The following is a 23,636-nucleotide window of genomic DNA, read 5'->3' on the forward strand; positions in this document are numbered from 1 at the left end:
GGGGCTTCCAGATATGACATTGCAATCGATGACCGGCTTCGCACGCAGCGAAGGGACCTCCGGCCGTTACCGCTGGGCGTGGGAATTGCGCTCGGTGAACGGCAAGGGGCTCGATGTGCGCCTGCGTCTGCCGACCGGTCTTGAAGCGCTGGAAACGGCCCTGCGCGAAATCGCGGGCGAGCATCTTTCCCGCGGCAATATCCAGGCGGGCCTGACGCTGGCGATTGCGGAAAACCGGCTGGAGGCGGTGATCAACCGCGATGCTCTGGCGGCGGTTCTGGCGCTGAAGAAGGAGCTTGGCGATGTCGTGGAAGACAAGCCGCTGAGCTTCGACACACTGCTCACGCTGCGCGGGCTCGTCGATTTTCGCGAGGCGGAAGATGACGCGGAGGCGCAGGCCGCACGCAACGGCGATGTGCTTGCCGGCTTCGCTGCCGCCGTCGAGAAGCTGAAGGATATGCGCGAACGGGAAGGGGCGTCGCTGTTTGCGATCCTGTCCGGTCATATCAACCGGATCGAGCAGCTCGCGGACATCATTGAAAACGATCCTTCCCGCCAGCCGGAACAGATCGCGGCACGGCTCGCCCAGCAGATCGCCCTCATCGGCGACGGCTTGCATGGTCTCGACCGTGACCGGCTGCATGCCGAGGCGGCGCTGCTCGCCACCAAGGCGGATCTGCGCGAAGAGATCGACCGGCTGCACGCCCATGTTCAGGCGTCGCGGGAGCTTTTGGCCAATGGCGGGCCGGTAGGACGCAAGCTCGATTTTCTTGCACAGGAATTTAACCGCGAGTCGAATACAATCTGTTCCAAATCGAACGCCAGTGCGGTAACCGCAGCAGGCATAGAGCTGAAAGTGGTGATCGACCAGTTCCGCGAGCAGGTCCAAAATCTGGAGTAGACCCCATGGTCCCCGTGAATAATTCTCCCGTCACGATTGCCCGCAGAGGGTTGATGCTGGTGATTTCTTCGCCATCCGGCGCGGGCAAATCCACGATTGCGCGCAACCTGCTCGACAAGGACAAGAATATCGGCCTGTCCGTCAGCGTCACGACGCGCCCGCGCCGCCAGAGCGAGATTGACGGCATCCACTACCATTTCATTTCCACGCGTGAATTCGAGCGCCTGCGCGATAGCGATGCGCTGCTGGAATGGGCTGAAGTTCACGGCAATTTTTACGGCACCCCGCGTGGGCCGGTGGAAGATGCCATGGCTGCCGGCCGCGACATGCTGTTCGATATCGACTGGCAGGGCGCCGAGCAGCTTCAGGACAAGATGAAGGCGGACGTCGTTTCGATCTTCATCCTGCCGCCGACCATGACTGAACTTCAATCGCGCCTGCATCGCCGCGCCGAAGACACCGAAGAGGTCATCAAGACCCGGCTCCTCAATTCCCGTGCCGAGATCGAGCATTGGCGCGACTATGACTATGTCATCCTCAATGACGACCTGCAGGCCGCCTTCGAGGCCGTCGAAGCAATCGTGAAGGCCGAACGCGTCCGCCGCGACCGCCGCCACGGCATGTTCGATTTCGTGCGGGCGTTGCTCGAGGAAGAGCCGAAGCTCTGATGGGAGGTAGCGTCTGGCTACCGACCCCAAAATCTTGAAATCGAAGCGGTTAGACGTTATGTATATCCCAGCAGGATATACGAGGCTCTGACAATGGCTACGTCAACGGTTTTTATAAGCAATCGCAGTCAAGCTGTAAGGCTACCGAAGGCCGTGGCTTTTCCTGATGACGTGCATAAGGTCGATGTTCTGAAAATCGGTCTTGCGCGTGTTATAGTGCCGCAGGGAAAGCGCTGGGACGACCTTTTTCTGACTGGCCCTCGTGCAACGGATGATTTTCTTTCCGTTCGCGAAGAGCCTGCATTGGATGAGCGCGAGTCCTTCTGATGCTCACATATATGCTCGATACCAATATATGTATCTATGTGATGAAGACTTATCCTCCGGAACTGCGGGAGAAATTCAACGCTCTGGCAGATCAACTGTGTATTTCGAGCATCACACTTGGCGAGCTTTATTATGGTGCTGAAAAATCCGTCCGGCGTCACGAAAACATCAACGCCATTGAAAATTTTACCGCGCGTTTGGACGTTCTGCCTTTCGCCGACAAAGGCGCCGCACATTACGGCCAGATCAGGGCCGAACTTGCCAAGGTTGGAACGCCGTGCGGCGTTCATGATATGCAGATTGGTGGTCATGCCCGTAGCGAGGGGCTGATTGTCGTAACCAATAATATGCGCGAGTTTGTCCGGATGCCCGGTTTGCGAGCCGAAAACTGGGTATAGTCTCAGAGCTTCGCATTTATCCCAGCGCGTTCGCCAAAGTGACGAATTCCTCCACGGACAGCGTCTCCGCTCGCCGTGTGGGATCGATCCCGGCTTTTTCCAGCAGCGTTTCGCCGCCAAGGCTTTTCACGCTCTGGCGCAGCATCTTGCGGCGCTGGCCGAAGGCGGCTTCCGTCACCTTTTCAAGCTTTGTGACATCGCAGGGCAGCGGCTTGTCCTTCGGCAACAGGTGCACGACGGTGGAGGTTACCTTCGGCGGCGGGCTGAAGGCCTGTGGCGGAACGTCGAAGGCCATTTCGGAAACCGTGCGCCAGCCGGCGAGAACGCCCAGCCGGCCATAATGGTTATCGCCTTCTTCGGCCACGATGCGCTGGCCGACTTCCTTCTGGAACATCAGCGTCATGGAGAGCCAGAAGGGTGGCCATTGTTTCGGCAGCAGCCAGTTGACCAGCAATTGCGTGCCGACATTGTAGGGCAGGTTGGCGATGATCCGCACCGGCTCGCCGACGGGAACCAGAGCCTCGAAATCGGTCTTGAGGGCGTCGCCCTCGATGACTTCGAGCCGCCCGGGATAATGCGCTTCGATTTCCGCCAGCGCCGGCAGGCAGCGGCTGTCGCGTTCGACGGCGATGACCTTTTTCGCCCCGAGCGAAAGAATGGCGCGGGTGAGGCCGCCGGGACCGGGGCCGACCTCTATCACCGTCACGCCGTCTAGCGGTCCTGCTGTCCTTGCGATCTTCTGGGTAAGGTTGAGGTCGAACAGGAAGTTCTGGCCGAGCGATTTCTTCGCGTCGAGCCCGTGGCGCTGGATGACATCGCGCAGCGGCGGTAGTCCGTCGATGGCCGCCATTATGCGTTGGCCCGGCTGCGGAGGGAAATGTCCGCCGCCATCTTCAGCGCCGCCACAAGGCTCGCCTCATTGGCTATGCCCTGGCCGGCAATGCCGAAAGCGGTGCCATGGTCGGGCGAGGTGCGGATGAAGGGCAGGCCGAGCGTGACATTGACGGAATCGTCAAAGCCGAGCGCCTTGGCCGGAATGAGCGCCTGATCGTGATACATGCACACCGCCACGTCATAACGCTTGCGTGCGGCATCGTGGAACATGGTGTCGGCGGGCAAGGGGCCGAAAGCATCGATCCCGTCCTTCCGCAACCGCATGGTCGCCGGGTGGACGATATCGCGATCCTCGGTGCCGAGTGCACCATCTTCACCCGCGTGCGGGTTGAGGCCGGCAACCGCCAGACGCGGCGCCTCGATGCCGAATTTCTGCCGAAGATCGGCATCGATGATCCGGCAGGTCGTGACGATCAGCTCTTCGGTGAGAGCGGCCGGCACGTCTTTCACGGGGATATGGATCGTCACCGGGACGACACGGACCTTGGGGCCGGCAATCATCATGACCGGGAGGACTTGCTCGCCGGTCTGGCGCAGGGCGAGATCGGCCAGAAATTCCGTGTGACCGGGAAAGCCGAAACCCGCCTCATAAAGCACCGATTTCGCGATCGGATTGGTGACGACGGCCGCAGCCTTGCCCTCGACCGTCAACGAAACGGCCGTCTCGATGGCCTTGATCGTCGCGTGCGCCGCGCCGACATGCGGCTGACCCGCCTGCACTTCGAAGCCGACAGGAAGGGAGAGGATGGGGAAAGCGCGCTCGAACAGGCCTACGGCATCACCCGCTTCGCAGGTCTCGATATTGACCGGCACGCCGATCAGCGCCGCACGGCTCGCCACCACATCGGGGTCGCCGATGAAGATGAAGGGCGGCACGCCGTTCTCCCGGCGCTTAGCCCAGGCGGTGATGGCGATGTCGGGGCCGATACCGGCTGGATCTCCCTGTGTCAGGGCAAGCGGCAGGGATGCATATGTCACGGAAAGACCCGGCTCTCGTATCAATATCAGGTGTTGACGATCTGCGCCTTCTTGCGCAGCTCATCCATATATTTCTTTTCGTTCGGGTTTTCGCCGTCCTTGGCCTTCATCAGGTCTTCGGACTTGAACACCATTTCCGCCGCATAGTCGTCAGAAACCTGGCGCTGCTTGCAGATGGCCAGATATTCGACGCCCTTTTCGGTGACGCGGGTGCCGGTGGTGCCGCCTTCCTTGGTCTTCTCCACCAGCGCCTTCCAGTCTTCCGGCAGCTCCGGCGCCAGAATGCGGCCAAGGTCCTTGATCGCCACATCACGCATGGTCGCGGCGAAGCTCATGGCCTGGTCGCAGCCGGGGTAACGCTTGCGCGAGGCCTCAGCCTCGGCCTTGCGCTTGCCGGTAATGGCGTTGCGTTTCGATTCCGGGATAACGAAGATGACCTGCTGCAGGAAATATTCCGTGGTGACGGGCTTGTCGCCGCGTTCCTTCAGGCGGGTAACGAGATCCTGCGTCGACATCTTGCCGCGTGCGCCATAACGGGCGTTGACGAGGCGCGGCCAGCTCATCTGAACGGCGATGAAGGCCTTGAAATGGTCGGCTCCAACACCCGCCTGCGCAAGCACCTTCGTCAATTGCTGCGGGGTCATCTTGTTGTTGCCGGCAAAGCGTGCGAAGGCCGCATCGACATCGTCGGTGCTGACCGACATCTTGACGCGGCCGATTTCCTCGCGCTTCAGCGCTTCATCGACAAGCTGCTCGCGCGCCTTTTCATTGAGATTGCCGGACTGGCGCTGCAGCTTGAGGAAGGCGACGCGCTTGGCGATATCGTCATTGGTGATGGGGGTCTTGTTGACGACGATCTTCACGGTGCTATCGGCGAAGGCCTGGCCGGCATAGGGCACAACGGCCATGGGAACGGCGAATATCGCAAAGGCGAAAGCAGCGCCACGCAAAGCCGTCTTTCCGAAATTCATCATATCCTTCTCCCTTTCGTCGGGCAGGGTCCTGTTGCCCTGTCCCGCCAATCTGTTCTGCCTGATGAGGGAAATATTGAACTCCCCCGCTTTTCAGACCTGCACCTGTGCATCCGCACCGCGAATTTGCCACGTATATATCATCGCGATCCGCAAGACGGCAATGTGTCGGTTTGTTGAAAGAAAACCCGATAGGTTCCATGTGCGGCCGACATTGGCGTGTTGTTGCGGCGAAACCGTGGCTTTACTGGCCAAATGGTAAAAAGGCAGGTCACGATGCTGCGTAACCTGCCTCTAAACTCAGTAGTTGTTTGGCTTCCAGCCAATATCCATGTCGCTCCAGTCCTCATTGGCCGAGCCGACGCTGATATCGCCGAGCGTACGGAAGGCCAGACGGGCGTTGATCGACCAGTCATTGGCGGCCTGACGGCTGGAATTGATATTGCCTTCGTCGGAATAGCTGACCGTCAGGATCGTGCACTCATCCTGATAGGCAATGCCGATGCGGCGTTCGGCGGCAAACTTCCCGTTCAGATCGTAATTGATCGAACCGAACAGCGACCAGTTGTCGTCCATGCGCAGCGAACCGGACGCCTGGATGATATCGCGGTCTTCGTTATAGCCGTATTTCGGCTGCGCCTTGACCTGCGTATAGCTGAGCTTGCCGGTAAGGCGACGGTCCGAATAGCTGATGCCGGTTTCCGAGCGGTTGATGTCGAAATCGTCCTTGTCGAGACGCAGGCTCGACGACAGCGAAAGTCCGATCGGCGCATCGAAAGCGGCCATGGCGACGTAATCCGAACGGTCGGATTCGAGGCCCGAATTGGCGCCTGCATTGACGAGATCGTAGGAGGCGAAGGAATTGTCGCCCGCCAGATGGAAGGACTGGCCGGCAATGGCGCGAACGCCGTAGCCGTTGTCGAACGTACCGTTATAGCGGAAGCCGATATTGGCGCGCGTGCCGCCTTCGATCCGGTCGAAACCGGAGAATTTGTCGCGTTCGAAGAGATTGGTCGCGTCGAAGACGAATGCCTGTGCATCCTCGTTCGGAAGGCGGCCGGCATATTGTTCGTTCGGACGCACGAAAATCTGTGCAATGGGCTCGATCACGTGGCTGCTGTTGAGCGCGGTGAACAGCCATGGATAACGCACTTCCAGACCGCCGGTGACCATGCCGCGGAAAGCTGCGCCGTCATGCATCATGCCCTCATAGGCATAGGAGGTCCCACCCGAGGTGAAGGCTGCGGGAGACATGTCCGTCCAGAGCGCGTCGCCGCGCGCGGCAAGGATCGGCGTGATCTGCAGACCGCTATCCATCGTGAAGGTACGTTTCCATTCGGCTTCGGTGGAAAGGCGCGTATAGTCGCCCTCAAGCCCGCTGAAACGCGGATAACCGCCGAGCGCGTAAGCATCCTGCCGCAGGCGCGTGATGCTCGTCAGGTTGGTGGTCAGCGAAAGTTCGCCGCCATAAACCGGATCCGGCACGAAATAACGGTAGTCGACGACCGGATGGACGATTGCCTGTTTGCGTTCCTTGGCTTCGGTATTGTCCGTATCCTGAACGTTGAAATAATAACCGCGGGCTTCGAAGCTGTTACGCTCACTCGCACCGGTCAGATAGATCTGGTTGGTCTGAACGTCGTTTTTATAACCCTTCAGCCCATAGGTGCGCGAAAAGTTATTGTCGGTCTGCACCATGGCATCCCAGCCGAAAGCCCAGCGCGGGTTGATCGAGAAATCACCCTTGCTTGCGATCATGCCGCGATTGTCGTTGAGGGCGTCGCTGGTGCCGGCCGTGAAGGTTTCGGACTTCTGCTGGCTGATGCCCGCGATCGTGACCGTGTGCATGCCGGTTTCGAAGCGCTGGCGCAGTTCCGCCTGCAGCAGCAAACCCTGCGTCGTGTAATAGGTCGGGGTGACGGTCACGTCCGAGGTGTCGGACAGCACGTGGAAATAGGGGACACCGATACCGAAACCGAGATTGTCGGTAATGCTCATCTGCGGGAACAGGAAGCCGGATTTACGCTTCACCGTATTGTCCGGAACCGTAAGGAACGGCAGATAGGCGATCGAATGGCCGAAAAGCTGCAGGCGGGCCTTTTCCAGCCGCACCGTATGGGTCTTGCCGTCCTGAACGACGCGCTCGGCCTTGACCTGCCACAAAGGCGCCTTTTCGGGCCGCTCGGCGCAGGGCAAACACGCGGTGTAGACACCGTTGTTGAGCACCATCAGGTCGCCTTCGAGACGCTCGGCGCTTTCACCGGCGATACGGGTATTGTCCGTGGTCTCGACGCGCAGCGCATTGACGAAGCCCTGACCGAAATCGTCGGTCACGTCCATCTCGTCGGCATAGATCTTGTTGCCGCCCGGCTCGATCAGCTCGATGTTGCCATGGGCGATCACGCGGCCGGACTGCTGGTTATATTCCACTTGCTGGGCCACCATGCGGTAGCCCGAATATTTCATGCGAACCACGCCCTTCGCGATCACGCGCTGGGAATCGCGATTATAGGTCAGTTCATTTGCTGTAAGCAGGAGTTTCGAATCGTCTTGGCTTGCCGACGCAAGCAAACCATCCTGGCCGAAAGCGACCGGGCTGGATGCCAAATACGCGCACACAGCGGCACCTGTCAGAAGGGCCGTCCAAAGCCGCCTGATATTCCCGCGGTCAATTACCGCCACTTAGCCGTCCTCCTGATGAAGCAGAATGGTTGCCCCCAAAGCCAACGCCACGATGACTGGAACCCAGACCGCGACGGTGGGAGGGACAACACCACCACTCCCGAATGCCCTTACGAGCACGGTTACTACATAAAGCACGAAGCCGGAAACGATTCCACCCAGAATCACGGAGCGCGATTGGGCGAAGCGGCTGAACTTTAATGAAACGGTCGCGGCGATCAAGGTCATCGCGACCAGAAGCAGGGGCGTCGATAGCAGGAAATGATACTGCGTCTCAAGCGCCTTCGAAGATAGTCCAAAGGACTTTGCAACTTCGATCTTGTGAGAAAGGTCAAAGAAAGCAACGGTTTCCGTCTGCGTCATGCGCTCCTGAACGAATTCCCGTCTCAGATTGGTACTGATCCGCGTGCTTTCTTGCCGAACTGGCACATGCCCGGCGCGCGTTTCCGAAACGCCGTTAAGAAGCCAGTAACCATCTTCCAATTTAGCCGACTTCGCATCCTTACGCGAGACGATGTTTCCGTCCTTGTCGATGTCGATCAGAACCACGTCGAGAAGCAGCGTTCCATTGTCCTCGAAGCTCTTGGCGCCGATGATCGTATCCTGGCCGCCGCTTGCCTGGCGCATCCACGGAATGATCTCCTGCTGGCGGCCGCCGCCCGCTTCGTTGCGCAGACCGGCTTCCATCGCCAGCGACTTGTTCTGGCCCCATGCCGCGATGGGGTTCAGGATGGTGACGGACAGGATGCCGATGAAAACCGCGCCGAGCACGAAGGGAAGGATGAACTGCCAGGCGGAAATGCCGGCGGCGCGCGTCACCACCAGTTCGTAACGCCGGTTGAGCGAGATCAGCGTCGTCATACCGACGAAAAGCGCGATGAAGGGCACGGTCTGTTGCAGGATCAGCGGCAGGCGAAGCGCCGTCAGGCCAAGGGCGGCCGGAACGGAATAGCCGGGCAGGCCGGACATGCGCCGTGCCGTTTCGCTGAAGTCGGCAAGATAAATGATCGAGGATACGCCGAGCACGAACCAGATGGCGGTGATCAGATATCGCTTCAGGAAATACCGGGAGAGCGTGTTGAAAATCATGCGTTGCCGCTCCCAGAGCTTTTCGCCATCCGGCTGGAGAAGAGACGGCGCAGACGACCCATCGCATCGGCGATGATTTTCGGCATTTTCGGCTTGCGGCCGGTCAGCAGAATGAAGGCGGCGGCCCCGCCGCTGAGGCCCGGCACGGCATAGACCAGCGGAATGAAGGCCGCGCTCTGCTTGATCTGATTGGTGACGTAAAAGCCAAGCCACCGCAGCATGAAGGCCGTCACCAGCGCGGCCACCATCGGATGCAGGCGCGCTTCGCGGTGAGAACGGGCATCGGCGGCGATGACCAGCGAAATCAGCGCGAAGGAGAAAGCGAACATCCAGTCCGACAGGCGCTTGTGCAGCTCGCTGCGGAAGGCTTCCGGCGAGCGCTTGTAGCTCGCATTGTTCTCGTCGGGCGAAAGAAGGAAACCGAGGCTGGCATCGCCCGGCGAGAGCGACGGCTCGGAATCCTGCTTTTCCGACATGGTCGAAAGGTCGAAGGCATAGGACAGGAACTTGACGATCGAGACCTTGCCGTCCGGCGTCTTCTGCTGCACTTCGCCGTCGCGCATGGTCAGCGACGTGCCGCTTTCATCGATCATGCCTTCCTTGGCATAATAGATGAGATCGAAATTCGGATCGCGGCGGTCGGCGACGAACAGGCCCTTGAGGATGCGGCCCTGCCGCTGGGCGATCTGCACATAAAGACCGTCCTGAATGGTACGGAACGTCTTTTCTTCGATCACCGAGGACAGCAGGTCGGCATAGGCGGCGGCCACCATCTGCCGGGCGGAGCTGCGGGCGGGCGGCTCGATGAAATTGGTGATGGTGAAGGAAAACACGCTCAGAATGGCGGCCAGAACGAGAACCGGGCGATACATGATCGAACGGGGCGATCCGGCCGCATCGATGATGGCAAGCTCGGAATCGTTGTTCATCGTCGTGAAGATCTGAGTGATGCCGATCACCAGCGCGAAAGGCAGGACGACCGGGATCAGCGTCGGCAGGATCATCGTCGCGAGCGCCATGAAGGAACCCATCGACTGGCCGGTATCGGTGACGAGATTGATTCTCTGGAGAACCTGGATGGTCCAGATGATGGCCAGCACCGGCAGCAGCGCGACCAGAAACATCTGCGTTGTCCGCCGCAGGATATAGTTCTCGAGAAGCTTCATACGGCCCTGTTCGACATTGTTTTTCCGTGCGATCGCTCGCCGAATTTCCGCCTATCTAATCGCATCGTTTGCAATTGGCTATTCCGGCGTGCTCACAAATATGTTTTGCGCGATGATTTTTCCATCGCCTGTGTCTTTTTGTGGAACAAGCTGTCGGTTTCATGACGCGATTTCGCATTCCGCAAAAATGCCTTTCCTTTAACGACTGTAGGCCTTTAAAGAATGCGGGGTTGCGCCCGGGGCCGAAAAGGCCATGATCATGCGCATCGTGCAAGTCGTAGAAGAAGAGCAGGAAAACATGTCCGCCAAATTCGATATTTCTTTCGCCAATTCCGCCGCGCTTGAAAACGCGCTCGCCGTTGTGCTGCAGGCCTCGGGTGAGGCTCAGGCCGTCGCCGGCGCCTCCGAGGCCGATCCGGGCGGTGTGATCGAAAGGGCGGCGAAGATTTCGGGCTTTTCTGCAAAATCCATGACGACGCTCGACGTGATCGCGCCGCAGGGTTCCGCCGCCGACAGGCTGCTCGTTATCGGCCTCGGTAAGCCCTCGAAACTGGTCGCCCATGACTGGCTGCGCGCCGGCGGCACCGCCGCCGCCAGTTTCAAGAAGGCGGACAGGGTCGTCATCTATCTCGATGCGCCGGGCGTAGAGGTCGGTGCGCAGGCGGCTGCGGATTTCGCGCTTGGCCTGCTGCTGCGCGCCTATAGCTTCGATGTCTACAAAACCAAGAAAAAGTCCGACGAAGAGAAGACGCCGAAGAAGGTGGAGATCGTCATCGTCACGGCCGCCCATCAGGAAGCGGAAAAGGCTTTTGCCGTCTCCGAGGCCGTTGCGGGCGGTGTTACCCTGGCGCGCGATCTCGTCAACCTGCCGCCGAACGCTCTCGGCCCCGTCGAATTTGCAGAGAAGGCGGAGGAGCTGCGCAAGCTCGGCGTCGAGGTTGAAGTCCTCGGCGAGAAGGAGCTGAAGAAGCTAGGCATGAATGCGCTTCTCGGTGTGGCGCAGGGATCGGCGCGCCCGCCCAGACTTGCGGTGATGCAGTGGAACGGCGGCAACAAGAAGGATGAGCCGATTGCCTTCGTCGGCAAGGGCGTCGTTTTCGATACCGGCGGCATTTCGCTGAAGCCCGGCCTCAATATGGAGGATATGAAGGGCGACATGGGCGGGGCCGCCGCCGTGACCGGCCTGATGCATGCGCTCGCCGCCCGCAAGGCCAAGGCGAATGTGATCGGCGTCATCGGCCTTGTGGAAAACATGCCTGACGGCAATGCCCAGCGTCCGGGCGATATCGTTACCTCCATGTCCGGCCAGACCATCGAGATCATCAATACCGATGCCGAAGGCCGGCTGGTTCTGGCCGATGCGCTCTGGTACACCAAGGATCGCTTCAACCCGAAATTCATGGTGAACCTCGCCACGCTGACGGGCGCGATCACGGTGGCGCTCGGCAATCTTCAGGCCGGTCTTTTCTCCAATGACGACGAGCTTGCAGCGCGCCTCACGCAGGCGGGCGATGTGACGGCCGAAAAACTGTGGCGCATGCCGCTCGGCAAGGATTACGACAAGATCATCGATTCCAAATTCGCCGACATGAAGAACAGCTCGGGCCGTCTGGCGGGTTCCGTCACCGCTGCGCAGTTCCTCAAGCGTTTCGTGGGCGAAACCTCCTGGGCGCATCTCGATATCGCCGGCACCGCCATGGGGTCGCCGCTGACCGAGATCAACCAGTCATGGGGATCGGGCTACGGCGTCAGGCTGCTGAACGAACTCGTTCGAGCCCATTACGAAGATTGAAGCGAGCGGAGCGGCACGTCTGCGGATGACTGAAATTCTTTTTTACCATCTGACGGAATCGAAGCTGGAGGATGCTTTGCCGCCTTTGCTCGAGAAATCGCTGGAACGCGGCTGGAAAGTCGCGATCCAGACGGTGGGCGAGGAGCGCCGTGATTTCCTCGATACGCATTTGTGGACCTTTCGTGAAGATAGTTTCCTGCCGCACGCCACCGACACTTCGCCCGCACCGCAAAACCAGCCGATTCTCCTGACGGCGTCCGACGAGAACGCCAACGCGGCAAGTGTCCGCTTTCTCGTCGATGGCGCCGAGCCGCCGGCGGTCGAGGCTTATGAACGTATCGTATTCATGTTCGACGGATACGATGCCTACCAGCTCGAAATGGCGCGGAATCACTGGAAAAGGCTGAAAACAGAGGGACATTCCCTGACCTACTGGCAGCAGTCGCCTGAAGGCCGCTGGCAGAAGAAGGCCTGATCGCACCGCCGATTGGGTATCCCAAAGATTGGTTCCATACGCAAACAGACCGGCAAAAATTCGCACGTGGCGCCAATTGCCGGTTTTTGCATTATGCGCCCAAAGGAAACGTAACGGAATGGGCTTCTGCTTCGATCGAGGCGGCTGGTTTGACCTGCTCTGCCTCGGGGCGGCTTCCTGTAGCGCAACAGCAGAAGGACATGGGTATGGGACGGGCGATATCGCGACCGGAGGGAGAAACCGAGCGTCTGGTCGCGGTGCGGTCGATCATGTCTTTCAAGAATGCCGAGATGCCGGAGCTGAAAGTGCTGTCACAACTGGGGCAAGGGGTTTTTGGCGTGGCGCGTGCGAGATGCGGCGATGACCGATCCGCTGACCGGTTTTTACAATCGCAAGGCGCTGGAGGCGATTGTCGATGGCCAGCTCGGCGCGGCCCTGCGTGCAAACGAGGCCTTCGGTGTCCTCTATCTTGATCTGGACGGTTTCAAGACCATCAACGACACGTTCGGCCATCCTGCCGGTGACCGGGTTCTGGCCGCCGCCGCCGGACGCATCCGCAAGGCAATCCGCAAGGAGGATATCGTCGTGCGCATGGGCGGCGATGAATTCGCGATTTTTATACCGCGACCCCGCAGCCCAGATGTCATGAGCGGAATGGCGGCCCGGCTTCTGGCCGCCTTCCGAAACTCCTTCGACGTGGACGGGCAGGAGGTGGACGCCCGTCTCAGCATCGGCGGCGCGCTTGCTCCGCAGGCGGGTGCCAACCGGGCAACGCTGCTATGCAGCGTCGACGAAGCGTTGTATCAGGCCAAAAAATCAGGGCGCGACCGTTTCGTCAGCCGCGCCCTTTGAGGCATTGTCCTTCGGGAAGCGTTTCTGCTTCTCAGTCGTAGAAGGAATCCACGAATTTGTGGCGGCCGAGCAGGAAGGCGTCGGCCACGTGGGTCAGCGGCGCGAGATCGACATCGGAACGGCCAGCCTTGATGATCTCCGAGAAACGCTCGTAAAGCGCCGGATATTCCCGCTCGGGCTGGGAGAGTTTTTCCTCGCCGTTGATCGAGAGCTTTGCGCCGCCTTCCGAAAGCACCATCCGTCCCGCCGCCGTCTCGGCAACGATATCCCAGCTCTGCTTGCCGGTCTGGCGCCAGTCGAATTCAGCATGGACGGGCGTTTTCGTCACATCGGAAAAATGCAGGTCGGCGGCGATCGGGGCGTCGCGGTTTTCCGGGAACTCCAGCGTCGCCTTGGTCAGAAACAGCGCGCGCGGCAGGATATGGGTGATGATCGAAAGCGCGTTGATGCCGGGGTCGAACACGCCGAGACCGCCCGCCTGCCAGATCCAGGCCTGGTTCGGGTGCCAGTGGCGCACATCCTCTTTCCAGATGACATGCACGCTGTCGATTTTCGTGGAAGCCAGGAACGCCTTCGCAGCCTCGACCGCCGGCGCATAACGCGAATGCCAGCTTGCAAACAGCGAAAGGCCCTTCGAATCCGCCAGCCGGACGAGATCCTGCACTTCCGAAAGGGTGGCGCCCGGCGGCTTTTCGAGGAAGACGTGCTTGCCGGCATTCAGCGCCGCGTAAGCCGCCTCGTAGCGATATTGCGGCGGCATGCACAGCGATACCGCATCGATATCGGGCACAGCTTCCAGCATGGCTTCGATGGTGCCATAAGAAGCGACGCCGTCCACGGTGCCGTGACGGCTTGCGGTGCAGATCAATTCAAAATCCGGATTGCCTGCAATGGCGGGAAGATGCTGGTCGCGAACGATTTTGCCGACGCCGACGATGGCAAGCTTGGTGGCTGACATGAAGTGGAACCCGTGTGAGTGCTGCATGGGATAAAGTGTGATTTTTACAAGTTTTTAGCAGAAACGATCAAAGGAGCAAGGTGATCGTTTCCATACGGCACGTCTTTTTTCAAGCTGTAACGTCATAACAAATTTCGCATGTGTATTCTTTTATTGTGTAGTATTTGAGAATAAAAAATACTATTTTGAATCTTTAAGTGATATTTTTTGTTGGTCGGCGGTTTTAATGTTAATTTTTTAAGGTATGTTCCGTAATTATTGATGTCAATTTCGTATTTTACTTTAATATATTTTGAGTGGCAGGTGTGTGGTGATTTTATTTAAAGATGACCGTTTGTCTGGCTTCGTTCAGAAAGTCAACGAAAGCAGCCGGCAATTCAATACATACGGATTGATTTTCGGTGTCATCCTCTACAATCTCTACGTGTTTGTGGACATAAGTCTGGTCCCGGAGATCATCTGGCTGGATCTGACAGTCCGCCTGTTTGTCATCACGCCGCTTCTGTTTCTTTATTTTCCTGCGCGATATTATGCGTTCAGGATGCGGCCGGATGCCGTGGCGCACGAGGTCCTTCACGGGCTGGGCTGCATGTTGGTCGTCGCATCGATCATGTTCATCTATGCCAACGCGCAAACCTCGTCGGCGAGCGAATATTACATGGGCATCGTCACCGTCGTCCTTTATATGAATACGATACATCGCAAACCGTTTCCGCTTGCGGTTATGGGCACGGTCGGCTGCATGGCGGTTTTCATCGTCGGCATGGAATATGTCACGGTGACGAGCGAGGTAGCCAAGCTGCCGGCGATCATGTGTTCCGTCGGAATCAGCGCCGTCTCGCTGTTTGCGGCCTATCGTATCGAGCAGGTGGAAAGGCGGGACTATCTGGCGTCGCTACGTGAGAAGACCCTGGTGCAGCGGATTCAAACCGCAAATCACGAACTTCAGCAGCTTTCCAATACCGACCAGCTCACCGGCATCCGCAATCGCCGCAGCTTTGACGAGGCGGCGAGCGAGGCTTCGGGCGGCAGCGGCAGGCCGCGGGCGCTCATCCTTCTCGATGTCGACTATTTCAAGAACTACAATGACTCGGAGGGTCATGTGGCCGGCGATGACTGCCTGCGCAGGATCGCCGGCAGGCTGCGTAGCGCGCTTCGCAGGGACGATGGCGACAGAAGTTTCGTCGCGCGTTATGGTGGCGAGGAATTTGTGGTTCTGCTCGACAATTGCGTTGTTTCCGCCGCGCTCGCCATCGGCGAAAGACTGAGATTGGCTGTGATCGATGAGGCCATACCCCATCTCAACCGTCCCGACGGGCGGGAAATAGTCACGGTCAGCCTCGGCGTTGCCGTTTCCGGTGACGGCAGGGAAATCATATACGAGATGGTGAACCGGGCCGATATGGCGCTCTACGAGGCGAAGCGTCAGGGACGCGACCGGCTGGTGCTCGCCTCCGGGCATATGGGAACGATTGTCGGGCCAGCGGAACTTTACGGCATCGAAGCCGCGATGTCGGCATAGGATACTAAGGGCTTGGCGGCGCGCTATAAATTCTGTCCCGCGGGAAGCGGGATTTTTGAGCCATGTGCCGGAATTCCGGCGCCAGAACACATAATAACCGGGGAACGCAGATGATGGAATTGATCGCCGCACAAGCGGCAGCGTCGGCTGCCGAGCTTCCATTCCTGCTGCTTCAGGCGGCCGCCGTGATTGGCATGGTGTCCGTGCTTATCCTTCTGCGGCGAAACATTGCGCTCGAGGATCCTCGCTACAAAGTCTATTACGGCATCATTTTCGGAATGGCGGGCTTTCTGCTGACGCTGCTGGTGTCCGAGTTCATCAAGCTGCCTTCCAAACCCTATATCCGCTCCGACCTGCTGTTTCTGGCCGGGGTGCTGGGGTCCTGGCAGGGCGGGCTGATCAGCCTGTCCCTCGTGGCGGCCGGGCGTTTCGTGTTCGGCGGTCCCGTGCTGTTTTTTGCGGCGCTGCAGGACATGGTCGTCATTTCGGCCTGCGGCATCATCATGTATGGCTGGATGCGCAAGCGCCGCCTCGCCAATCTGGGAATTCGGGATATTCTCACCGTCTTCGCGGTCAGGTTCATCGCCGTGCTGCTTGCCATCTCGATCTCATTCGCTTTTGGGCTGGTCGACCAGGCACTGTTTTTGAGTGCAGTGGGCCGCCGAACGCTGGGCGCGGTCGCCGTCGGCCTGCCGATGATCTTCTGCCTGTTCATCCTTCTGCGCAGCGAAGCGCGGGCGCGGGAAGAGACAAGGAAACGCGAGGTGGCGGCGCGGACGGATGCATTGACCGGCCTGCCCAACAGACGCGCCCTCAAGGACCATATAGAAGCGACGATGCGGCAGGAGCCGGCCGTTCCGCACGCCCTCATTCTGATCGAGATAGTCAATATTGCCGATGTCGCTGCCTGCGAGGGCGAGGACTGGAGCGATCTTTTCTGGCCCAGGCTGGCGCGGGAAATCTGCGACGGGGAAGACGGCCTGCTATGCAGGTCCACTACGCCCCGCAGCTTCATGTTCGGCGATACGACACTTGCGGTCGTCATGCGGGGGATTTCGCTGGAGAAGTCCGAAAGTGCGAAACTCATGATGCATCTGCATGACGGGTTGAGCGCATTTTGCCGCTCGGCGGAGGCGGGGCCGGTGCCGCATCTCAAGATCGGGGCGGCGAATCTGGACCGGCTTTCCCAGCAGAACGTAGCCTCCTTCCTCAGACACCTCAGCCTTGCGCTGAAGGGAAGCGATCATCCGGTGCAGATTTTCCCCTTCTCCTTTGCCGAGAAAGCGACACGGGACGAGGCGGTGCGGCAAATGCTGGTCAACTGGATCAAATCCGGCACGCCGCCAATTTGTTATCAGCCGAAATTCGAAATGCGCAATCGCCGCATGATCGGTGCCGAAGCGCTGCTGCGCGCGGTCGACGCGCGGGGGCAGGCGCTTTCGCCTTATTATGTGCTGGAGATCGCCGAACGCCATCGGCTACTGGTGGAATTCGAATGGTCGACGATCGAAGCCGTCGTGCGCGATCTTCGCGACCTGCACGGCCTCGAGGCGGATTTTCATCTGGCGGTGAATATTTCCGCTTCGTCCTTTGCGAGCGCGCATTTTGCAGACCGGGTCGTGGCGCTGCTGCACGAAATGACGGTGCCGGCGCATCGCCTCTCGATCGAAGTGACGGAGATGAGCAGGATACCGACCACGGATGTCGTACAGCAGAATTTCGATACGCTGATCGCCGCAGGCGTCCGGCTGGCGCTCGATGATTTCGGTACCGGTTATGCCGCCCTCACTTTGCTGGCGCGGTTCCCGTTCGAAGAGGTCAAGATCGATCACTGGATGACATCAAGGCTCGACCAGTCGCGGTTCAGGGAGGCCATCGCGCTCGCCTTCGAGAGTGCGGAGCGTTACGGCGCAAAACTGGTGACGGAAGGCATAGAAACCGAGGAGCAGAGCCGGCTCCTCATGCAGATGGGCATTCGCTTCGGGCAGGGTTATCTTTATTCCCCCGCCGTACCGCTCGACCGCCTGCAACCGCGCAGGGCATGCGCCTAGGACATCTCCAGTTTAACCGAAAGCGCAGTCGCGCATCACCCCGCCATTGCTTCTTCATATTCGCTCGAAAGCAGCAGCCATTGCTCCTCCGCATCCGAAAGCTTCGCGGCGGCCTCGCCGCGCTCCTTCACTTTCTGTGCGGCCTTGGCGGGCGCTTTTTCGTATAAGACGGGATCTGCCAGCTCGGCGTCGAGCGACTGAATCGTTTTCTCAAGCTTTGCCGTCAGGGATTCGATTTCATTGATCTTTTTCTTGAGCGGCGCGAGCTGGGCGCGCTTTTCCGCGCTTGCCTTGCGTTGATCGGCTTTGGAAGCCTGATCGGCCACAGCGTCGGTCTTGTCTTCCTTCTTTTTACCGGAGGAAACGACGAGATCGCGATATTCCTCCATGTCGCCTTCGAAGGTCTTGACCGTGCCGTCAGCCACCAGCCACAGCCGGTCCACTGTCGCCTCGATGAGATGGCGGTCGTGCGAGATGAGGATAACCGCGCCGCTGTAATCGTTCAGCGCCTCGATCAGCGCACGGCGGCTGTCGATATCGAGATGGTTGGTCGGTTCGTCGAGGATGAGAAGGTTCGGCGCATGGAAGGCCGCAAGTCCCATCAGAAGCCGGGCCTTTTCGCCACCGGAAAGGTCCTTTGCCGCCGTCGCCATCTTTTCGGTCGCGAGACCCATCTGCGCCACGCGGGAGCGCACCTGCGCCTCCGGGGCCAGCGGCATCAGCTTGCGCACATGTTCGACCGGCGTTTCATCCGGCACGAGGTCATCGAGCTGATGCTGCGCGAAGAAACCGATCTTGAGGCCAGGGGCGACGCGAAGATCGCCCGCCTGTGGCGCAAGCCGGCCGGAAATGAATTTCGCGAAGGTGGATTTGCCGTTGCCGTTGGAGCCGAGCAGCGCAATGCGGTCGTCATTGTCGATCCTGAGATTGAGCTGCTTCAGAATGGATTTGCCCGGCTCGTAACCCACAGCGCCGCCATTGATGGCGACGATGGGGGAGGCGGGCTGCTTTTCCGGCTCCGGGAAGGTGATCGGCTGGACGTGATCCTCGATCACGGCGGCGACGGTGCCCATGCGCTCCAGCGCCTTGATGCGGCTCTGCGCCTGCCGCGCCTTGGTGGCCTTGGCGCGGAAACGGTCGATGAAGCTTTGCAGGTGTTTGCGCGCGGCGTCGTTCTTCGCCTTCGCCTTCATCTGCAATTCGTCGGCCTCGGCCTTCTGCCGCTCGAACTGGTCGTAACCGCCGCGATAGAAGGTCAGCTTCTTCTGATCCAGATGCACGATGGAGTTGACGGCATTGTTGAGAAGATCGCGGTCGTGGCTGATGATGATGACGGTATGCGGATAACGCCGGATATAATCTTCCAGCCAGAGCGTGCCTTCGAGGTCGAGATAGTTCGTCGGCTCATCGAGCAGCAAAAGGTCGGGTTCGGCAAACAGCACAGAGGCGAGCGCCACGCGCATGCGCCAGCCGCCGGAGAAGGAGGAGGCCGGGCGAAGCTGCGCTTCGTGATCGAAACCGAGGCCGGCAAGAATGCTGGAGGCGCGCGCTTCCGCCGAATGGGCGTCGATATCGACAAGCCGCATCTGGATTTCCGCGATACGGTGCGGATCGGTTGCGGTTTCCGCCTCGGCCAAAAGCGCGCTGCGCTCCCTGTCGGCCGAAAGCACGATGGAAATCAGCGATTCTTCGGTGCCTGGGGCTTCCTGCGCCACCTGGCCGATGCGGGCCTGTTTCGGGATTGTCACCGAACCGCTTTCCGCCGAGAAATCGCCGGTGATGACCCGGAACAGGGTGGATTTGCCGGCGCCGTTGCGGCCAACAAGGCCCGCCTTCACACCGGCGGGAAGCGTCACGCTGGCATGGTCGAGAAGCAGACGCCCGGCGATACGGGCGGAAAGATCGGTAATCGTAATCATGGCGCCGTTTTGGCCGAACTGTCTGGCCAAGGCAAGAGCGCCCGCGCCACATCGGGCGAGATTAAACTGTCAATCGCCGAGCTGCGCCAGATAGCTGCTGCGGCTATGCTGCGCCACCTCCCGCGAATAACCGACGACGCAGTTGCGGGTGCCGCAGCGGGCCGAAAGCAGAGCGAGTTCGGCATGGCTGAAAAATTCGGCGGGCGTTGCGGTTCCATCCACCGCGGCGACGCCGATAGAAACCGTCAGATGTTCGCCATCGCCGCCAGTGGTCGCAAAGCGCAATGCCTCCACGCTTTGCCGCAACCGCTCAGCAATGGCCTCGGCCGTGTTTTGCGGCACGCCTGCAAACAGAAAGGCAAACTCATCGCCCCCGATGCGAGCGACGAAATCGTCCTTCTTGATGGTCTTGCGAAACAGGGCGGCGAGACGTCGCAACGCCTTGTTGCCGGCAGACGAGCCATATTTGCCGTTGATTTCGCGGAAATGGTCAATATCCAGCAGCACCAGCGAGGTGGCTGAGGCCGCCCGGTCCCGTGCAAAAAGAGCGCCAAGCTTTTCGAGAAAGGCCGCCCGGTTTGGCAGTGCCGTCAGCGCATCGCGCAGCGAGGCGGCCTGAAGCTCCCCGCGGTTTCTTTCAACCTCGCGGATTTTCACCAGCCCCATGGCGATGAAATGCCGAAGGCTCGTCTGTTCTTCGTGGATATCGCCAAGCAACTCCACGAAGCGTTCCGTTGCGGGCGGCTCGCCATCCTCATCCTGCTCAAGGCTGGCCAGGAAAGTCTCGGTGCGCTGAAGGCTTGCATCCAGCCGCGCGGAAATCTGCGTCAGTGTATCGAAGGCCTCGCTTGCCATCTGTTCGGCTTCGATGCGGGAAAAGCCGGGCAGATTGTGCCGCTGGCCGATGAGATCGATTTCATGTTGCTGCGGCGCATTGCCGAGCGCGAGAATGTCACGGCCCATGGCCGGATTGTGTCCGGACAATATTTCATAGATCAATTCATAATTGCGTGGCAAAGGTGCAATGTTCATCTTGGCGATGAACTGCGTGATCTTGGTAACGACAAGAGTGCTTCTTGCCTGTTCGCGTTTCTTATCGCCCGCCGATGTCGTCACTGACAGCCCCAATAGCAATGGATTATTATGAATGGACCGGCGATAACCGATTGTTGAACGGCGTTATTCTTACAAGCGACGGTTTAAAATAGAATAAATCCACAAAGAATTTTGCCGTCCCGAAGCATAGATTCCGCGTTGTGGAAGACGGGTGTGCCCCAAGCGTTCCTTGATCGATAATATGACAAATCCTGATTTGATTTCGGGCGGCGACCGTTTTTATATCGCTCCATCGATGTTGCAGAAGAGGGGCAGCCCATGACGACTTCCAGAACGCTCTATTCGCTATGCGGAAGCGATACTTCCCGGCCATTTTCTCCCCATTGCTGGAAAACCGTGCTTTCGCTGGCGCATAAGGGGCTGGATTTCGAGGAGCGGCCTTTACCCTTCACGGTGATCCCGACGGTGGAGGACGGGTTTTCGAAGACCGTGCCGACCCTGCGTGACGGCGACGAGCTGGTGAGCGACAGTTTCGAAATCGCGCTTTACCTGGACGAGGCTTATCCGGAGCGCCCGTCGCTGTTTAACGGCGAGGGCGGCAAGGCCATGGCCCGTTTCGTCGAAAGCTGGTCGCAGACGGTGCTTCACCCGGCCATCGTGCGCATCGCCGTGCTCGATATCCACAATATGCTGGACGAGCCGGACCGCCGTTATTTCCGCGATAGCCGCACGAAAGCGCTCGGCCGTCCGCTCGAGGATGTGGTGGCGAACCGCGAGGCGGAAATCGCAACCTTTCCGGCATTGCTTGCGCCGATCCGGCGTATGCTGAGCTTTCAGCCTTTCATCGGCGGCACATCGCCGCTTTTTGCGGATTACATCGTGTTCGGCGCGCTGCAATGGGCGCGGATCACCACCGGGGCGGATTTGTTCGCCGATAACGACCCCGTGCGGGACTGGTTCGAAGGCTGCCTCGATCTCTACGATGCGAGAGGCCGCAGTGTGACAGCGGCGTGAAATGTCTGGCATCATCGTCGCAATCTCGTCGATCCCCCTTGTTTTCGGGCCTTTGGGCGGGTAAAGACCGCCCACTTTCTCTGAAGGAAAAGGAAACGGACATATGGCGATTGAACGCACATTTTCGATGATCAAGCCGGACGCAACCAAGCGTAACCTGACGGGCGCGATCACCAAGGTATTTGAAGACAACGGCCTGCGCGTCGTCGCCTCCAAGCGCGTCTGGATGAGCAAGCGCGAAGCCGAAGGCTTCTACGCCGTTCACAAAGAGCGTCCCTTCTTCGGCGAACTCGTTGAAGGCATGACTTCCGGCCCGACCATCGTTCAGGTTCTGGAAGGCGAAAACGCCATCCTCAAGAACCGCGAAATCATGGGCGCCACCAACCCGGCCCAGGCCGCTGAAGGCACCATCCGCAAGACCTTCGCGCTCTCCATCGGCGAAAACTCCGTTCACGGCTCCGACGCTCCGGAAACCGCCGCACAGGAAATCGCCTACTGGTTCGCCGAAACCGAAATCGTCGGCTGATTCAAAATCTCAACGGCTTGAATCGCTGTTGCAGGCGATTGCATGAAGCTGCTGAAAAGACTCGAAAAAACGGAGCCGAAAGGCTCCGTTTTTTTGTTTTGGAGCACTGCCTGCAAGACGGTGTGTTTCTGCGGAGACCTCACCCCATACTCCGTCACCCCGGACTGGATCCGGGGTCCAGCGCGATCAAGTCCTTGATCGCAAAGACTCTTAGGCCACGCAGACGCGCGACTGCTGGATGCCGGGTCAAGCCCGGCATGACGGAAGAGAGGTTTGCCACCCCCTACAGAGAACTGAGCTAAGGCTGCAATTTTTTGTTAGGACGCCGGACACCCCTGAACCGGCCGCATATCCGTCGTGCCATCCGGTTTGAACACCTCCGGATTGGGCGTATAAAGCGGGCCGACCACCAGCGGCTTGGCGGGAAGAAGCGACTGGTCGGTGTCGGAGCGGATCGTGGTTTCGATCGTCTGGAGAATGTCGCCTTCCGGCCCCTTGATGCGGATGGTGACCTTGTAGGGCCTGTCCTGCTTCACGCATTCCACCGGTGGGCTCTGAACCGTGATCTTTTCGTCTTTCGGGAAAATCTTCTCGCGGCTGGTGAGGTCTGGACCGCCGCGCGGGTTTTCGAACGTCGCTTCCACGGTGCTGCCATCGCGAACGGGGGCGATGCGCTGAAGCGTCACCAGATAGGTGGCGATGGCGACGCGATAATTGAAAACGAACATCCGGCCGGAAACCTTCGCCACTTCGCGCGGTTCGTCCCGCTGGCAGCCGGAAAGAGCGAGCATTCCCGCAATCGCCAGCAAGGGAAGGGCAATTCTTCTCATGATCGCACGTCCTTCTTCCGGTGATAGTGCCGGCTGGCTTTCTGCCGGTTGCCGCACACAGCCATATCGCACCAGATACGGCTTCTGTTCTTGCTGCGGTCGATGAAAAGCCAGCCGCAATTGCCGCAGATTCGCAGCCGCTCCTTTGTCTCGCCGGCAAGCAGCGAAAGGGCGGAATGGGCGGTGGCGTTGCCGAGGTTTTCGGCAAGCGGAAACGTCCGCAGCGCCGTGCCGCAGGCGAAGAGAAGCCCGGCCAGCCCGCCGTCGCCATCGTCGCCGCCGGTAATGGCGGCGCGGAAATAATCGTCGACAGCCTCGCGAAGATCGAGAAAAACCGCCTGCTTTTCCGCCTCGGGCGCAATGAGCGTGGGAAACCTGTCACGTTCCGCACCGAGCCTTGTGGCCGCTTCGGCAAAGGCCGCGATCTGCGCCGGCACGGCAAAACGGTCGACTGATTTTGCCGCATCCGAGCGCAGGATCACGCTGTTGGCGACATCCAGCGCCAATGCGCCGCCTGCGAAACGATGTTGCGTCCAGCGAAAGGTCATGCTGCACATTATAACTATT

Annotated in this window: 22 protein-coding genes; 11 read left to right on the top strand and 11 right to left on the bottom strand. The window is 59.5% G+C overall.

Annotated elements, in window-relative coordinates; translation table 11 throughout:
* Positions 1 to 13 precede the first annotated feature (13 nt).
* The 4 genes from ACQZ5K_RS16645 (at position 14) to vapC (ending at position 2,294) form a co-directional block, all read left to right on the top strand.
* Positions 14 to 901 (top strand): YicC/YloC family endoribonuclease, encoded by an 888-nt coding sequence (locus ACQZ5K_RS16645; RefSeq protein ID WP_125145877.1) that lies wholly within the window; start codon positions 14 to 16, stop codon positions 899 to 901.
* A 5-nt stretch (positions 902 to 906) separates the two neighbouring features.
* On the top strand, positions 907 to 1,569 hold the full coding sequence (gene gmk / locus ACQZ5K_RS16650) for a guanylate kinase (RefSeq protein WP_080817281.1): 663 nt from the start codon (positions 907 to 909) through the stop codon (positions 1,567 to 1,569).
* 93 nt (positions 1,570 to 1,662) lie between these two features.
* The gene (gene vapB / locus ACQZ5K_RS16655; RefSeq protein ID WP_448740888.1) at positions 1,663 to 1,896 is read left to right on the top strand and encodes a type II toxin-antitoxin system VapB family antitoxin; all 234 of its coding nucleotides are present in this window, start codon (positions 1,663 to 1,665) and stop codon (positions 1,894 to 1,896) included.
* On the top strand, positions 1,896 to 2,294 hold the full coding sequence (vapC, locus tag ACQZ5K_RS16660) for a type II toxin-antitoxin system tRNA(fMet)-specific endonuclease VapC (protein ID WP_448740889.1): 399 nt from the start codon (positions 1,896 to 1,898) through the stop codon (positions 2,292 to 2,294). The genes vapB and vapC overlap by 1 nt, the downstream gene beginning before the upstream one ends.
* A 16-nt stretch (positions 2,295 to 2,310) precedes the next feature.
* On the opposite strand, the gene rsmA is transcribed toward vapC, so the two are convergent.
* The 6 genes from rsmA to ACQZ5K_RS16690 all read right to left on the bottom strand — a co-directional run bounded on the left by rsmA (position 2,311) and on the right by ACQZ5K_RS16690 (position 10,074).
* Positions 2,311 to 3,144, bottom strand: a complete 834-nt coding sequence (rsmA, locus tag ACQZ5K_RS16665; RefSeq protein ID WP_448740890.1) for a 16S rRNA (adenine(1518)-N(6)/adenine(1519)-N(6))-dimethyltransferase RsmA — start codon at positions 3,142 to 3,144, stop codon at positions 2,311 to 2,313.
* The gene (pdxA, locus tag ACQZ5K_RS16670; protein ID WP_448737561.1) at positions 3,144 to 4,166 is read right to left on the bottom strand and encodes a 4-hydroxythreonine-4-phosphate dehydrogenase PdxA; all 1,023 of its coding nucleotides are present in this window, start codon (positions 4,164 to 4,166) and stop codon (positions 3,144 to 3,146) included. Before pdxA ends, rsmA begins: the two co-directional genes overlap by 1 nt.
* Before the next feature lie 26 nt (positions 4,167 to 4,192).
* The gene (locus tag ACQZ5K_RS16675; protein WP_003520739.1) at positions 4,193 to 5,140 is read right to left on the bottom strand and encodes a SurA N-terminal domain-containing protein; all 948 of its coding nucleotides are present in this window, start codon (positions 5,138 to 5,140) and stop codon (positions 4,193 to 4,195) included.
* 297 nt (positions 5,141 to 5,437) lie between these two features.
* Complete coding sequence (locus ACQZ5K_RS16680; protein WP_448740891.1) at positions 5,438 to 7,819, bottom strand: LPS-assembly protein LptD; 2,382 nt, start codon at positions 7,817 to 7,819, stop codon at positions 5,438 to 5,440.
* Positions 7,820 to 8,908, bottom strand: a complete 1,089-nt coding sequence (gene lptG / locus ACQZ5K_RS16685; RefSeq protein ID WP_035263022.1) for an LPS export ABC transporter permease LptG — start codon at positions 8,906 to 8,908, stop codon at positions 7,820 to 7,822.
* Positions 8,905 to 10,074 carry an LptF/LptG family permease gene (locus ACQZ5K_RS16690; RefSeq protein ID WP_448737563.1) on the bottom strand — a complete coding sequence of 390 codons (1,170 nt, stop codon included), beginning with the start codon at positions 10,072 to 10,074 and terminating at the stop codon, positions 8,905 to 8,907. Before ACQZ5K_RS16690 ends, lptG begins: the two co-directional genes overlap by 4 nt.
* 298 nt (positions 10,075 to 10,372) lie before the next feature.
* Here ACQZ5K_RS16690 and ACQZ5K_RS16695 point away from each other — a divergent pair, with 298 nt between their 5' ends.
* The 3 genes from ACQZ5K_RS16695 (at position 10,373) to ACQZ5K_RS16705 (ending at position 13,193) form a co-directional block, all read left to right on the top strand.
* Positions 10,373 to 11,866: a leucyl aminopeptidase gene (locus tag ACQZ5K_RS16695; protein ID WP_448740949.1), complete on the top strand. Its 1,494-nt coding sequence runs from the start codon at positions 10,373 to 10,375 to the stop codon at positions 11,864 to 11,866.
* A 25-nt stretch (positions 11,867 to 11,891) separates the two neighbouring features.
* Entirely contained in the window at positions 11,892 to 12,341 is a 450-nt protein-coding gene (locus tag ACQZ5K_RS16700) for a DNA polymerase III subunit chi (RefSeq protein WP_448737564.1), read from the top strand.
* 360 nt (positions 12,342 to 12,701) lie between these two features.
* On the top strand, positions 12,702 to 13,193 hold the full coding sequence (locus ACQZ5K_RS16705; RefSeq protein ID WP_448740892.1) for a GGDEF domain-containing protein: 492 nt from the start codon (positions 12,702 to 12,704) through the stop codon (positions 13,191 to 13,193).
* Positions 13,194 to 13,224: 31 nt separating this feature from the next.
* Here the strand turns inward: ACQZ5K_RS16705 and ACQZ5K_RS16710 are convergent, their stop codons facing one another.
* The gene (locus ACQZ5K_RS16710; RefSeq protein ID WP_003520747.1) at positions 13,225 to 14,151 is read right to left on the bottom strand and encodes a Gfo/Idh/MocA family protein; all 927 of its coding nucleotides are present in this window, start codon (positions 14,149 to 14,151) and stop codon (positions 13,225 to 13,227) included.
* A gap of 334 nt (positions 14,152 to 14,485) precedes the next feature.
* Here ACQZ5K_RS16710 and ACQZ5K_RS16715 point away from each other — a divergent pair, with 334 nt between their 5' ends.
* A complete protein-coding gene (locus ACQZ5K_RS16715; protein ID WP_142779001.1) occupies positions 14,486 to 15,673 on the top strand; it encodes a GGDEF domain-containing protein in 1,188 nt (395 codons plus the stop codon).
* Positions 15,674 to 15,783: 110 nt separating this feature from the next.
* Positions 15,784 to 17,724 carry an EAL domain-containing protein gene (locus ACQZ5K_RS16720; protein ID WP_448740893.1) on the top strand — a complete coding sequence of 647 codons (1,941 nt, stop codon included), beginning with the start codon at positions 15,784 to 15,786 and terminating at the stop codon, positions 17,722 to 17,724.
* Between the two features lie 35 nt (positions 17,725 to 17,759).
* Here the strand turns inward: ACQZ5K_RS16720 and ACQZ5K_RS16725 are convergent, their stop codons facing one another.
* Both ACQZ5K_RS16725 and ACQZ5K_RS16730 read right to left on the bottom strand, forming a co-directional pair.
* The gene (locus ACQZ5K_RS16725; RefSeq protein ID WP_448740950.1) at positions 17,760 to 19,643 is read right to left on the bottom strand and encodes an ABC-F family ATP-binding cassette domain-containing protein; all 1,884 of its coding nucleotides are present in this window, start codon (positions 19,641 to 19,643) and stop codon (positions 17,760 to 17,762) included.
* 69 nt (positions 19,644 to 19,712) lie between these two features.
* Positions 19,713 to 20,759, bottom strand: coding sequence for a GGDEF domain-containing protein (locus ACQZ5K_RS16730; RefSeq protein WP_448740894.1), 1,047 nt, complete (start codon positions 20,757 to 20,759; stop codon positions 19,713 to 19,715).
* A 258-nt stretch (positions 20,760 to 21,017) separates the two neighbouring features.
* Between ACQZ5K_RS16730 and ACQZ5K_RS16735 the strand changes: the two genes are divergently transcribed.
* Positions 21,018 to 21,713 carry a glutathione S-transferase family protein gene (locus tag ACQZ5K_RS16735; protein WP_448740895.1) on the top strand — a complete coding sequence of 232 codons (696 nt, stop codon included), beginning with the start codon at positions 21,018 to 21,020 and terminating at the stop codon, positions 21,711 to 21,713.
* A gap of 103 nt (positions 21,714 to 21,816) precedes the next feature.
* On the top strand, positions 21,817 to 22,239 hold the full coding sequence (gene ndk / locus ACQZ5K_RS16740; protein WP_003496769.1) for a nucleoside-diphosphate kinase: 423 nt from the start codon (positions 21,817 to 21,819) through the stop codon (positions 22,237 to 22,239).
* A gap of 317 nt (positions 22,240 to 22,556) precedes the next feature.
* Here the strand turns inward: ndk and ACQZ5K_RS16745 are convergent, their stop codons facing one another.
* Both ACQZ5K_RS16745 and ACQZ5K_RS16750 read right to left on the bottom strand, forming a co-directional pair.
* Positions 22,557 to 23,069: a hypothetical protein gene (locus tag ACQZ5K_RS16745; RefSeq protein ID WP_059752451.1), complete on the bottom strand. Its 513-nt coding sequence runs from the start codon at positions 23,067 to 23,069 to the stop codon at positions 22,557 to 22,559.
* Positions 23,066 to 23,626: a CGNR zinc finger domain-containing protein gene (locus ACQZ5K_RS16750; protein WP_448740896.1), complete on the bottom strand. Its 561-nt coding sequence runs from the start codon at positions 23,624 to 23,626 to the stop codon at positions 23,066 to 23,068. The genes ACQZ5K_RS16745 and ACQZ5K_RS16750 overlap by 4 nt, the downstream gene beginning before the upstream one ends.
* Positions 23,627 to 23,636: the final 10 nt, after the last annotated feature.

The sequence above is a fragment of the Agrobacterium sp. 22-226-1 genome (assembly GCF_053522345.1).